The organism is Pseudomonas peli (genome assembly GCF_050563605.1).
In the GTDB taxonomy this organism is placed as follows: domain Bacteria; phylum Pseudomonadota; class Gammaproteobacteria; order Pseudomonadales; family Pseudomonadaceae; genus Aquipseudomonas; species Aquipseudomonas peli_A.
Window position 1 is genome coordinate 423174 of sequence record NZ_JBNXUH010000001.1, and the last position, 12983, is coordinate 436156.

Annotated in this window: 10 protein-coding genes; 6 read left to right on the top strand and 4 right to left on the bottom strand. The window is 62.9% G+C overall.

Annotated features, from left to right (window positions below):
* Nucleotides 1-2: 2 nt before the first annotated feature.
* Nucleotides 3-1895: an FTR1 family protein gene (locus ACQ4LH_RS02000; protein WP_430695691.1), complete on the top strand. Its 1893-nt coding sequence runs from the start codon at nucleotides 3-5 to the stop codon at nucleotides 1893-1895.
* Nucleotides 1896-1958: 63 nt separating this feature from the next.
* On the top strand, nucleotides 1959-2420 hold the full coding sequence (locus ACQ4LH_RS02005; RefSeq protein ID WP_430695692.1) for a YaiI/YqxD family protein: 462 nt from the start codon (nucleotides 1959-1961) through the stop codon (nucleotides 2418-2420).
* Here ACQ4LH_RS02005 and ACQ4LH_RS02010 read toward each other — a convergent pair.
* From ACQ4LH_RS02010 to elbB, 3 genes are all read right to left on the bottom strand, one after another.
* Complete coding sequence (locus ACQ4LH_RS02010; RefSeq protein ID WP_430695693.1) at nucleotides 2405-4528, bottom strand: putative bifunctional diguanylate cyclase/phosphodiesterase; 2124 nt, start codon at nucleotides 4526-4528, stop codon at nucleotides 2405-2407. The genes ACQ4LH_RS02005 and ACQ4LH_RS02010 overlap by 16 nt on opposite strands.
* Nucleotides 4529-4618: 90 nt before the next feature.
* Complete coding sequence (locus tag ACQ4LH_RS02015) at nucleotides 4619-5089, bottom strand: thioesterase family protein (protein ID WP_430695694.1); 471 nt, start codon at nucleotides 5087-5089, stop codon at nucleotides 4619-4621.
* Nucleotides 5090-5226: 137 nt separating this feature from the next.
* Nucleotides 5227-5889, bottom strand: a complete 663-nt coding sequence (gene elbB, locus ACQ4LH_RS02020) for an isoprenoid biosynthesis glyoxalase ElbB (RefSeq protein ID WP_430695695.1) — start codon at nucleotides 5887-5889, stop codon at nucleotides 5227-5229.
* A gap of 195 nt (nucleotides 5890-6084) precedes the next feature.
* Here elbB and ACQ4LH_RS02025 point away from each other — a divergent pair, with 195 nt between their 5' ends.
* From ACQ4LH_RS02025 to ppk1, 3 genes are all read left to right on the top strand, one after another.
* On the top strand, nucleotides 6085-7320 hold the full coding sequence (locus ACQ4LH_RS02025) for a sterol desaturase family protein (protein WP_430695696.1): 1236 nt from the start codon (nucleotides 6085-6087) through the stop codon (nucleotides 7318-7320).
* Between the two features lie 244 nt (nucleotides 7321-7564).
* Nucleotides 7565-8578: a porphobilinogen synthase gene (hemB, locus tag ACQ4LH_RS02030; RefSeq protein ID WP_430695697.1), complete on the top strand. Its 1014-nt coding sequence runs from the start codon at nucleotides 7565-7567 to the stop codon at nucleotides 8576-8578.
* Nucleotides 8579-8596: 18 nt separating this feature from the next.
* Entirely contained in the window at nucleotides 8597-10801 is a 2205-nt protein-coding gene (gene ppk1 / locus ACQ4LH_RS02035) for a polyphosphate kinase 1 (RefSeq protein WP_430695698.1), read from the top strand.
* Here ppk1 and ppx read toward each other — a convergent pair.
* Nucleotides 10788-12290: an exopolyphosphatase gene (ppx, locus tag ACQ4LH_RS02040; RefSeq protein WP_430695699.1), complete on the bottom strand. Its 1503-nt coding sequence runs from the start codon at nucleotides 12288-12290 to the stop codon at nucleotides 10788-10790. The two genes, ppk1 and ppx, sit on opposite strands and share 14 nt — an antisense overlap.
* Before the next feature lie 279 nt (nucleotides 12291-12569).
* On the opposite strand from ppx, the gene trxA reads away from it, so the two are divergent.
* Nucleotides 12570-12896 (top strand): thioredoxin TrxA, encoded by a 327-nt coding sequence (gene trxA, locus ACQ4LH_RS02045; RefSeq protein ID WP_090241426.1) that lies wholly within the window; start codon nucleotides 12570-12572, stop codon nucleotides 12894-12896.
* The last annotated feature ends 87 nt before the right edge of the window (nucleotides 12897-12983 follow it).

The window sequence follows — 12983 nt, forward strand, 5'->3', positions numbered from 1 at the left end:
ATATGACTTCCGTATTGCGTTTCTGCAGCTGGTTGCTGGTGCCCGTGTTGGCACTCTGCAGCCTGGTTGTTATGGCCGAGCCCATCGAGGGCGCGGCGCAAGCTCTGCATCTGCTCGGTTACCTGGGCGCTGACTACCCGGCTACCGTGGCCAATGGTCAGGTGATCGACTCCGGTGAATACCGCGAGCAGCTGGAGTTTCTTACTGTACTGCAAGGCCTGATCGTTGCGCTGCCAGTGCGTAGCGAACAGGCTGAGCTGCAGCAGGGCGTGGCCAGCCTGCGCCAGGGCATTGAGCAGCGTGTCGACGGCGGCCAGATCGCCCAGCAGGCGCGGCAGTTGTCCGCGACCCTGGCCACGGCCTATGGCGTCAGCCAGACGCCGGCCATCACTCCCGACCCTAGCCGTGGCGCGCCGCTGTTCGCCCAGCACTGCAGCGTCTGCCATGGCGACAGCGGCGCGGGTGACGGGCCGGCGGGCATCGGCCTGGAACCGCCACCGGCCAATCTGCGCGACTTGGCGCGGCTTAATCGGTTAAGCCTGTATGACCTGTTCAACACCATCGGCCTGGGCATCGACGGCACCGATATGGCGGCCTTTGCCGATCAGCTGGATGAGCGTCAGCGCTGGGACCTGGCCAGCTATATCGCCGGGTTCAGCGCCGAGCCGGTTGCCGCAGGCGAGCCGTTCAGCCTGACGGCGTTGGCGGGCACGACCCCGAATGAAGTTGCAGCAGCACAGGGTGAGGAGGCGGCTGCACGCTTTCGCGTCCAGCGTGCGCAGCCGCCGGTGCAGCAACGTGGTCCGCTGCAATTGATCGAGCATACCCGCGCGACCCTGGAGCAGAGCCTGACGGCCTACCGCGCCGGTGATCACGAGCAGGCCTATGACCTGTCCGTCGGAGCTTATCTGGAAGGCTTCGAACTGGTCGAAAGCGCCCTGGATAACCTTGACTCGGTGCAGCGCAAGACCACCGAGCGAGCGCTGATGGCTTACCGCCAGGCGCTGCAGGACGGCCTGTCGGTGCCGCAGGCGGCGCAGCGGCTGGAGCAGGCCAAGGCCGAGCTGGCGACTTCTGCTGAGCTGCTCGACAGCGATGGCCTGTCGGATTCGCTGAGCTTCTTCTCCAGCCTGCTGATTCTGTTGCGTGAGGGGCTGGAGGCGATTCTGGTGCTGGCGGCGATTCTCGCCTTCCTGCGCAACACCGGCCAGCAACAGGCGGTGCGCAGTGTGCATATTGGCTGGGGCCTGGCGCTGCTGGCTGGGGCTGGCACCTGGGCGTTGGCGGCGTATCTGATCGACGTCAGCGGTGCGCAGCGTGAACTGCTGGAAGGCGTGACTGCGCTGTTTGCCAGCGTGATGGTGCTCTGGCTCGGGGTGTGGATGCATGACCGCCGGAATGCCGCGGCCTGGCAGGATTACATCAAGAGCAGCCTGGTCGGCGGTGGCGGGCGTTTCGGCTTTGCCGTGCTGGCGTTCTTTTCGGTGTACCGCGAGTTGTTCGAAGTCATCCTGTTCTATGAAACCCTCTGGCTGCAGGCTGGCCCGCAGGGTCATGGCATGGTGTTGGCGGGTGCGGCAGCGGCGCTGGTGCTGCTGCTTGGTCTGGCCTGGGTGATTCTGCGCGGCTCGCGCAAACTGCCGCTGGCGACCTTCTTCGGCGTCAATGCCGTGCTGCTCTGCGTACTCTCGGTGGTATTTGCCGGCCATGGCGTGGCCGCCCTGCAGGAAGCCGGGGTGCTCGGCACACAGCCGGTGGCATTCTTCGAGTTTGACTGGCTGGGCATTCACGATGATGCCTACAGTCTTGCGGCCCAGGCCACGGCGCTGGCGGCCATTGCGCTGCTCTACGGGCGTAGCTGGCTGGGCGAGCGTCGCCGTCTGTCTCAGGCTTGAAGCGCAGCTGCTGCCGGCATGGCTTAACATGCCGGCTTTGCTGCCTCTGGAGAATGTTGGGTGATGCGAGTCTGGATTGATGCTGATGCCTGCCCCAAGGCGGCCAAGGATCAGGTGGTGAAGTTCGCCTTGAAGCGACGCTTCGAGGTGCTGCTGGTAGCGGGTCAGGCGCAAATCAAACCGGCGTACAGCTGTGTGCGGCTGATCGTGGTGCCCAGCGGCCCGGATGCGGCCGATGATTACCTGGTGGAACATGCCGTGCCGGGTGAGCTGGTGATCTGCAGCGACGTGCCGCTGGCCGACCGCCTGGTGAAGAAGGGCGTCGCGGCCCTTGATCCGCGCGGCCGCGAGTTTGATGAGCGCAATATGGGTGACAAGCTGGCGGTGCGTAACCTGTTTACCGAGCTGCGTGAGCAAGGTCAGGTTGGCGGCGGTCAGCCGCCTTATGGCGAGCGCGACAAGCAGGCGTTCGCCAATTCGCTGGATCGTATTCTTACCCGTCTACAACGTCAGACCGGCGCGTAACGCTGGCGGTAGTGCCCGCCATTCAGCCAGGTATGCAGCTCACCCAGCGGCAATGGCTTGCTGAACAGGTAGCCCTGCAGCAGGTCGCACTGCTGTTCCTGCAGAAATATCATCTGCTCGACGTTCTCCACGCCTTCGGCGACCACCCGCAGCTTGAGTTTGTGGGCCATGGCGATGATCGCGGAGGTGATCGCCATGCCGCTGCTGGAGCCGGGGATTTCGCGGATAAAGCTGCGGTCGACCTTCAGGCTGTCCACGGGCAGGCGGCTGAGGTATTGCAGGGACGAGTAGCCGGTGCCGAAGTCATCGATGCTGATGGTCATGCCCATGGCGCGGATCTTGTCGAGTTGCGTCTGTGCGGCGCTCAGGTCGTGCATCAGGGCGTTTTCCGTGACTTCCAGGGTCAGTGAACTGAGCGGCAGGTCGGCGCGTTGCAACTCGATCTCCATGGCCTTGACCAGGTGCGGCTGCAGCAGGCTCAGGGCCGAACAGTTGACCCCCAGGTGCATCTGCCGGTAGCCATTGTTGTGCAGCCATTTGAGGTCGCGGCAGGCGCGCTTGAGCACCCAGATATCCAGCTCATGGATAAAGCCGTGCTGCTCGGCGATGCGCACAAAACGCTCCGGGCTGATCACCCCCAGTTCGCTGTGCTGCCAGCGCACCAGGGCTTCCAGGGCGACCACCTGGTCGCCGCGCGCCGACAGGATGGGTTGGTAATACACCTGCAGCGCGTCGCGGTTCAGCGCTACGCGCAGTTCCTGTTCCAGGCTTAGCTCCTGCTGCGCGTCGTGTTCCAGCTGGGTGCTGAAACCCAGGCAGTGATTGCGCCCCTGACGCTTGCAGTGGCCAAGGGCGATGCCGGCCTGTTTCAGCAGTTGGCCGGAATCGTTGGCATCCTGTGGGTAGCGACTGATGCCGATGCTGGCGGTCAGGCTGAGCTGGCCGCTTTCCAGGCTGAAGGGTTGGCGGATCTGCGTGAGGATGCGCTCGGCCAACTGGCTGCCTTGCTGCAGTGGCACGTTGAGGGCAAAGGCGCAGAACTCGTCGCCGGAAAAACGCCCGAGCAGGTCTTCGCGGCCGAGTGCACTGCGGATGCGCGCGCCCACCTGTTTCAGCAGTTCATCCCCGCGGCCATGACCGAGGCTGTCGTTGATCCGCTTGAAGTTGTCCAGGTCGATAAACAGCAGAGTAGCGCCGTGAGGCGGCGCGGTGGCCAGGGTGGTGTCGAGCATCTGGCTGAAGGCCTGGCCGTTGAGCAGGCCGGTCAGGCCGTCATAGTGGGTCAGGGTGTCCAGTTGCTGGGTTAGCTGATGCAGCTGCCGGCGCTCCTGGCGCAGGCGCTGATCGGCCCAGCCGGCCAGCGCGCCAATCAGGATGATCAGCAGGGCAATCAGGGCAATCGCTGTGCCCAGCAGTTGGTGACCTTCCTGGCTGGCCGCCGCTTGCAGCGGTTGATCCAGCGGCACGCTGAGGGTCAGCGCTGCCATGCCGGTGAAGTGCATGGAGGCAATCGCCCCGCCCATGATCAGGCTGGCCAGCAACCGCAGCCAGTTGGCGCGACGGCCGCTTTGCCCGCGGAAATAACCGGCCAGCAACAAGGCCGCGAGCGAGGCGACGATGGCGATCAGAATCGACAGTAGGAACAGACCGGGATCGTAGTGCTGGCTGGCCGCCGAGCGAATAGCCGCCATGCCGGTGTAATGCATGGTGGCGATACCGCAGCCGGCGACGATGGCGGCCGCCACGGTTTGCCAGAGGCGCAGCCGTTCATGACCGATCACCCGCATCACTACATAGGACACGGCGATGGCGATCAGCAGGGAGAACAGGGTGATGCCGATGTCGTAGCTGAACGCCAACGGCGCGGAAAAGGCCAGCATGGCGACGAAGTGCATCGACCAGATCCCGCCGCCCAAAGCCCAGGCCCCGACCCATCGCCAGCGTTCGCGGCTCTGCTCGCGGCTGACGCGTTCGGCCATATTCAGCGCGGTAAAGCCGGCGGCACTGGCAATCAGATAGGACAGCAGCACCAGTAACGGGTCATGGCTGCAGTCGAGCAGGACCATCTGGTCCGCCGCAGGCGGGCTGAAAAAGGGCAGTGAAAACATGAATGGCTCCAACTACAGGCGGTTACGCAGCCATTGGGTTTGCCAGTCAGTGTAAGCCTGCGTGGGGGTAAAGCCCACCTGTGCCTGCAGCTAGCCGCAGAGATAAGTGCCGGTGCCGACTGCCACCAGGGTGCCGTCGTCGCTGTGCAGTTCACTGCGTACCACTGCCACCTTGTTGCCGGTGCGCAGCAGCACGGCGGTAGCGGTAAAGCGCTGGCCGCGGCCGGGGCGCAGGTAGTCGATGCGCAGGTCGATGGTGCCGAGCTTCGACAGCCGCGTCATGCGTTCGGCGCTGGACAGGTGCTGGTGCTTATCGAAGGCGCCAATCAGCGCCATGGCGCCGCCAGCCACATCCAGCAACGAGGAAATCACCCCGCCATGCAGAATGCCGTGGACGAAGTTGCCGATCAGCTCGGGCTTCATCGGCAGGTGCATGGTCACGCGCTGGGCGCTCAGCTCATCCAGCTCGATACCGAGCACCTGATTGAACGGGATGCGCTGGAAGAAGCTGCTCACCGCTTGTTGCAGCTCGGCGGTGAGCTCGAAAGGTGGGTTGCTCATGGGAGTCGTGCCTGGGCGGATGGATGATCAACCTGCCGCACTGGGGCCGCTGTGACCAGTGGCGCGGCCGGAGTACCGCGCGCATTGGCGTGATTGGCTTGCTATAGGCCTGATCTGCGGCTGATCAGGCCGCAGACTTAGGCCGGGTGGCTAAGCTCCAACACCCGATCCACCAGCTTGTTGATGCCGGCGGCGGCTTCGCTGATCGACTGGGCGAGCATATAGGCCGGGGTGGTTACCAGCTTGCGCTCGGCGTCTTCGACAATCTCGCTGACTTCGCACTCATGGTGCTCGGCGCCCATCTGCACCAGAGTCGCGGCGGTTTCATGGTCCTTGCCGATGGTGCAGATCACGCCAGCGCCGAAGATCTTCGCCGCCAGCGCCGGGGCGATGCAGATCAGGCCTACCGGCTTGCCGGCCTTGACGAAGGCCTGGGCGGCACTCAACACATCCGGCTGCACCGTGCAGTTGGCGCCGCTGATGGCGAAGTCGGAGAGGTTCTTCGCCACGCCAAAACCGCCGGGCAGGATCAGCGCATCGAAGTCGCCGACATGCAGCTCCTTGACGTCCTTGATCTTGCCGCGGGCGATGCGCGCCGACTCGACCAGCACGTTGCGCGTGTCGTCCATCTCGTCGCCACTGTAGTGATCGACCACGTGCAGCTGCGGCACGTTGGGGGCGAAGCACTGCACCAGGGCGCCGCGCTGATCAAGGCGCAACAGGGTGATCACGCTTTCATGGATTTCCGCGCCGTCATAGACGCCACAGCCGGAAAGAATCACCGCGACTTTTTTGTTCATCAAGTTCTCCTGAATTGCCAGCCGTATCGGATTGAGTCGTGATCTAGCGTCGCTTGAGCACTGTTGTCGTCATATGCCACCCAGGTTGGCATGGCGCGCCGCGAGGCGGGTGCCGTGCTGGGCTAGGATTTATTGAGCAATCCTAGCCGTTAGCCTCGTGCAGCGATATGGCGATTCTATGCAACCGGTGAAACCATGAATTACATCCTTTATGCCGTACCGTTCTTCTTTGCCTTGATCGCCCTGGAACTGCTGCTCGACCGCTGGCGCGGGGTCAGCACCTACCGCTTCTCCGATGCGGTCAACAGCCTCAGTGCCGGGGTGCTGTCGACCACCGTGGGCCTGCTGACCAAGGCCGTCGGTCTGCTCACCTACACCCTGGCCTGGCAACAGCTGGCGGTGGTAGAGCTGTCGGCCAGCAGTCTGTGGGTCTGGCTGTTCGCCTTCGTCTTCTACGACTTCTGCTACTACTGGAACCACCGCCTGGGTCACGAGCGCAACGTGCTCTGGGCCGCGCATTCGGTGCACCATCAGAGCGAGGACTACAACCTCTCCACCGCGCTGCGGCAGACCAGTACCGGGTTTATCTTCGGCTGGATCTTCTACCTGCCGATGGCCGTGGCCGGTGTGCCACCGTTGGTGTTCCTCACGGTGGCGGCGCTGAACCTGCTTTATCAGTTCTGGGTGCACACCCGGCATATCCCCAAACTGGGCTGGTTTGAGTGGGCGTTTATCACGCCGTCCAACCACCGTGTGCACCATGCGCAGAATGCTGTGTATATGGATCGCAATTACGGCGGAGTGTTCATTCTCTGGGATCGCCTGTTCGGCACCTTTCAGGAAGAGCTGGACGAACACCCGGTGGTGTTTGGCGTAACCACGCCGCTGGCCAGCTGGAATCCGCTGTGGGCCAATGCGCAGTTCTATGTCGCGCTGTGGCTTGACGCCGTGCGCGCCGAGTCTTGGTGGGACAAGCTGCGCATCTGGTTTATGCGCACCGGCTGGCGCCCGGCCGATGTGGCGGCGAAATATCCGCAGAGCAAGCCGGACCTCAGCCAGTTCGTCAAATTCGACGTGCCGCTAAGCCTGGCGCAGAAACTCTACGCAGGCGTGCAGTTCAGCCTTTATGTGGCAGGCGGCACGCTGCTGTTGGGCATGGGCGGCGAGCTGAGCTTGGCGCAGACGTTGCTGGGCGTGACCTGGATGGCGGTGGGCCTGTTCATCATCGGCAACTGGCTGGAAAACCGGCCCAACGCCAAACGCCTGGAAGTGCTGCGCCTGTTGTTGAACCTGCCGCTGGCCTGGCTGGCGCTGCAATTGGGCCTGCTACCGGCCCAGCCGCTGATTTGGGCGCTGCTGCTGGGTTATAGCCTGCTCAGTTTCGGTGCGCTGTTCTGGACGCCGCGCGGTCACAATCCAGTGCCTGCTTAGGCATAAACCGCTGCTCGACCCGATAACGGTGGACAGGCGCAGGCCTGCTCCGCCGTTATGCTTTTTGGTCTTTGAGTAATGGCTTTTCCCCTATTTTCGGGCATATCCCCGCGCCTGTGGCAGCGCTATGCTTGCTGGGCTTGCGGCAAGCGGTCGCAGCGCTGTCGTGCGTTGTCATACTTTGGTCATAATGGCCGCTTATAACTGTCACACTCGCCCGTCGCTACGGGCTTCGGAGCCTGCCGTGAGCTTTACCCCCGCCAATCGCCTGTTTCCCGCCACTCGCCTGCGTCGCAACCGCCGTGATGATTTTTCCCGGCGCCTGGTGCGGGAAAACCGCCTGAGTGTCGATGACCTGATTCTGCCGGTGTTCGTCCTCGACGGCGAAAACCGCCGCGAAGCGATTGCCTCGATGCCGGGTGTCGAGCGCCTGTCTATCGACCTGCTGCTCAAGGAAGCCGAACATTGGGTCGCACTGGGCATTCCGGCGCTGGCGCTGTTCCCGGTGACGCCGCTGGAGAAGAAATCCCTGCTGGCTGAAGAAGCCTGGAACCCGGACGGCATCGCCCAGCGCGCGATCCGTGCCCTGCGTGCCAAGTTCCCCGAGCTGGGGGTGATCAGCGATGTGGCGCTGGACCCGTTCACCACGCACGGTCAGGACGGCATTCTCGATGCCGACGGCTATGTGCAGAACGACGTGACCGTCGATGCGCTGGTCAAGCAGGCGCTGTCACATGCCGCGGCCGGTGCTCAGGTGGTGGCGCCCTCGGACATGATGGATGGCCGAGTGCAGGCGATCCGCGAGGCGCTGGAACTGGCCGATCACAGCAATGTGCGGATCATGGCCTACTCGGCCAAGTACGCCAGCGCCTACTACGGCCCGTTCCGCGATGCGGTGGGTTCGGCGGCCAATCTGGGCAAGGCCAACAAGGCCAGCTACCAGATGGACCCGGCCAATGGCGACGAAGCGCTGCATGAAGTAGCGGCCGATCTGGCCGAAGGCGCCGATATGGTCATGGTCAAGCCGGGCATGCCCTATCTCGACATCCTCTGGCGGGTCAAAGCGGAATTCAAGGTGCCGACCTTTGTCTATCAGGTCAGCGGTGAGTACGCCATGCATATGGCGGCTATTCAGAATGGTTGGTTGGGCGAGGCGGTGATTCTCGAATCACTGACTGCCTTCAAACGTGCGGGTGCCGATGGCATCCTGACTTATTTCGCCGTGCGCGCGGCAGAACTGCTGAAGCAGGGGCAATAGCCCCGCCAGGACTTTGTAATGAACACCGAAGGACTCAGTACCCCTGAATTGCAAGACGCCCAGCCGGTCGTCGACGAGGTTGTAGCCGTGGAAGTGCCTGTCATCGAGGCCCCAGCGCCGGTCGTACCTGCGCCTGTGGTGATCCATAACCTGGATGACAGCAGCCTGTATATCCACCGCGAGCTGTCGCAGCTGCAATTCAATATCCGCGTGCTGGAACAGGCGCTGGATGAGTCCTATCCGTTGTTGGAACGGCTGAAGTTTCTGCTGATCTTCTCCAGCAACCTGGATGAGTTCTTCGAGATCCGCGTTGCTGGCCTGAAGAAGCAGATCAACTTCGCCCGCGAACAGGCCGGCGCCGATGGTTTGCAACCGCATCAGGCTCTGGCGCGGATTGCCGAGTTGGTGCACGAGCAGGTGGACCGGCAGTACGCGATTCTCAACGACACCCTGTTCCCGGCGCTGGCCAAGCACAACGTCAACTTTATCCGTCGACGCTTCTGGACGGCCAAGCACAAGGCCTGGGTGCGCCGCTATTTCCGCGACGAGATCGCGCCGATCATCACCCCGATCGGCCTCGACCCGACGCACCCGTTCCCGCTGCTGGTGAACAAGAGCCTGAACTTTATCGTCGAGCTGGAAGGCATCGACGCCTTCGGCCGCGACTCTGGCCTGGCGATCATTCCGGCGCCGCGTCTGCTGCCGCGCATCATCAAGGTGCCGGAAGAGGTGGGCGGTCCTGGCGACAACTTCGTGTTCCTCTCCTCGATGATCCACGCCCACGCCGATGACCTGTTCCAGGGCATGAAGGTTAAGGGTTGCTACCAGTTCCGCCTGACCCGTAACGCCGACCTCTCGGTGGACACCGAGGACGTTGAAGACCTGGCCCGCGCCCTGCGCGGCGAGCTGTTCAGCCGCCGTTATGGCGATGCGGTGCGCCTGGAAGTGGTCGACACCTGCCCACGGCCGTTGCTGGATTACCTGCTCAAGCAGTTCAGCCTGACCGAGGCCGAGCTGTACCGGGTCAATGGACCGGTCAACCTGACTCGCCTGTTCAGCATCACTGGCCTGGAAAGCCACCCGGAGCTGCAATACAAGCCCTTCACCCCGGTGATCCCCAAGCTGCTGCAGAACGCCGAGAACATTTTCAGCGTGGTCAGCAAGCAGGACATCCTCCTGCTGCATCCCTTCGAGTCCTTTACCCCGGTGGTCGATCTGCTGCGTCAGGCGGCGAAAGATCCGCACGTGCTGGCGATCAAGCAGACCCTGTACCGCTCTGGAGCCAACTCGGAGATCGTCGACGCGCTGGTGGAAGCTGCGCGTAACGGCAAGGAAGTCACCGCGGTGATCGAGCTGCGTGCGCGTTTCGATGAAGAGTCCAACCTGCAACTGGCCAGCCGTCTGCAGGCCGCCGGCGCGGTGGTGATCTACGGCGTGGTGGGGTTCAAGACCCACGCCAAGATGATGCTGATCCTGCGCCGCGAGAGTGGCGATATCGTCCGCTACGCCCACCTCGGCACCGGTAACTACCACGCCGGCAACGCCAAGCTATACACCGACTACAGCCTGCTCACCGCCGATATGGCGCTGTGCGAGGACGTCTCCAAGCTGTTCAGCCAGCTGATCGGCATGGGTAAAACCCTGCGCATGAAGAAGCTGCTGCACGCGCCGTTTACCCTGAAAAAGACCCTGCTCGACATGATCGCCCGCGAAACCGCGCTGGCGGCCGAGGGCAAGCCGGCGCATATCATCGCCAAGTTCAACTCGCTGACCGACCCGAAGATCATCCGCGCGTTGTACAAGGCCAGCCAGACTGGGGTGAAGATCGACCTGGTGGTGCGTGGCATGTGCTGCCTGCGTCCCGGGATTGTCGGGGTTTCGCACAATATTCAGGTGCGTTCGATCATCGGCCGCTTCCTTGAGCACACGCGGGTGTTCTATTTCTCCAATGGCGGCGAGGAGAAGATCTACCTGTCGAGTGCCGACTGGATGGAGCGTAACCTCGACAAGCGCGTCGAGACCTGCTTTCCGGTGGAAGGCAAGAAGCTGATTCTGCGGGTCAAGAAGGAGCTGGAAAGCTACCTGACCGACAACACCCAGGCTTGGGTGCTGCAGCCGGACGGGCGTTATCTGCGCGTCAGCCCAAGCGGCAACCAGAACCCGCGCAGCGCGCAGGCCGGTCTGCTGGAGAAGCTGACAGCGCCGCTGATCAACGCACGCTGAGTTCGATACCGATACGCTTGAGCCACTCCGCTTCCTGGGTGAAATCTGCCTGGGTTAGCGGGTTGTTCTCCAGCCAGCCTTGCGGGAACTGAATCTCCAGGCGTTGTTCGGCGGCCTTGAGCTGCACGTTGGGCATTTCCTGGGTGCCACGGATGTGGTGGAACAGGATGGCAAAGCGCAGCAGCACGCACAGGCGGATCAGCTTGATGCCTTCGCTGCCGAATTCGGCGAACTTGTCCTTGGGGATATTGCGTCGATGGCCGCGTATCAGCAGGGCAAGCATCTGCTGGTCCTGACGCGAGAAACCGGACAGGTCCGAGTGCTCGACCAGGTAGGCGCCGTGCTTGTGGTACTGGTAGTGGGCGATGTCCAGGCCGACTTCGTGCACCTTGGCCGCCCAGCTGAGCAGCTCGCGGTGCCAGTCGTCCTGCAGTTGCCAGTCGTTGGCGACTTTCTCCAGCGCCGCGAGCGCCTTGCTCTCGACCCGCGCCGCCTGCTCCAGATCGACGTGATAGCGCTCCATCAGCGAGCTGAGCGTGCGCTCACGCACGTCCTCATGCTGATGGCGGCCGAGCAGGTCGTACAGCACGCCTTCACGCAGGGCGCCTTCGGAATGGCTCATGCGCTGGATATCGCAGGCATCGAAGATCGCTTCGAGAATCGCCAGGCCCGCCGGGAAAATCCCCCTGCGATCCGGCTTGATGCCGTCGAGGTCGAGTTTTTCCACCTCACCGGCCTTGAATACTTTGCGTTTCAGCCAGGCCAAGCCCTGGGCGTTGACCTCGCCCGTGCCCAGGCCGGCGGCTTGAATGGTCAGGCCGATGGCCTTGATGGTGCCGGATGCGCCCACGGCGTCTTCCCAGCCCAGGCGGCGCAGGGCGTGCTCGATGCCCATGATCTCCAGCCGCGCCGCCGTGTAGGCCTGGGCGTAACGCGCCGGGGTGATCTTGCCATCCTTGAAGAAGCGCTGGGTAAAGCTGACGCAGCCCATCTGCAGGCTTTCGCGCAGCAGCGGCTCGAAGCGCTGGCCGATGATGAACTCGGTGCTACCGCCGCCAATGTCAGCGACCAGGCGCTTACCGGGGGTGTCGGCGATGCTGTGCGATACGCCGAGGTAGATCAGCCGCGCTTCTTCGCGCCCGGAGATGACTTCAACCGGGTGGCCGAGGATTTCTTCGGCGCGGCGGATAAATTCGCCACGGTTGCGCGCTTCACGCAGGGCATTGGTGCCCACCACGCGCACTGCGCCTTCCGGCAGGCTAGCGGTCAGCTGGGCGAAGCGGCGCAGGCAATCGAGCCCACGCTGCATGGCTTCTTCGCTGAGCAGGCGCTGCTCGTCGATGCCGGCGGCCAGCTGGACCTTGTCGCCGAGGCGTTCGAGGATGCGGATCTCGCCGTGATCGGCTTTGGCCAGCACCATATGGAAGCTGTTGGAGCCCAGGTCGATAGCTGCAATCAAAGGAAAAGACTCGGCAGGGGTATGCGGCATGGCAGAACCATCTCAATGCGGAACCGCGCCATCGTGCCACGATAGCCCAGCCCCGCCAACGCATACTGATGTCGCAGGTACAGACCAGGCCTGCTGCGCTAGGGCTCGCGCAGCGTCAGGCGAGGGCTTGCCGGCCGTCCGAATTAATTCGGACATAGGCGGCCGTGCGGCTGGCTTGTGGTCAAGCCATAGAGAAGCTCAATTGCCGCCGCCTTCCTGTGTGGGAAAAGCCGGGCTATGATGTCGCCCATCTTTTGCTTCCGAACACGGAGACTTTCCATGAGCGAATTCATCACCAATGTCAGCGATGCCAGCTTCGACCAAGATGTCCTGCAGGCCGAAGGGCCGGTGCTGGTCGACTACTGGGCTGAGTGGTGCGGCCCGTGCAAAATGATCGCGCCGGTGCTCGATGAGATCGCTCAGACCTATCAGGGCAAACTGAAAGTCTGCAAGCTGAACATCGATGAAAACCAGGACACCCCGCCGAAGTTCGGTGTGCGTGGCATCCCGACGCTGATGCTGTTCAAGAACGGCAATGTTGAAGCCACCAAAGTTGGCGCGCTGTCCAAGTCGCAACTGGCGGCCTTCCTCGACAGCAACATCTAAGTTGCGCTGAGACGGCAACAAGCCCTGAAAGCCCCGCACATTGCGGGGCTTTTTTCTGTCTGGGCGCTAGACGTATGAATAAAACCG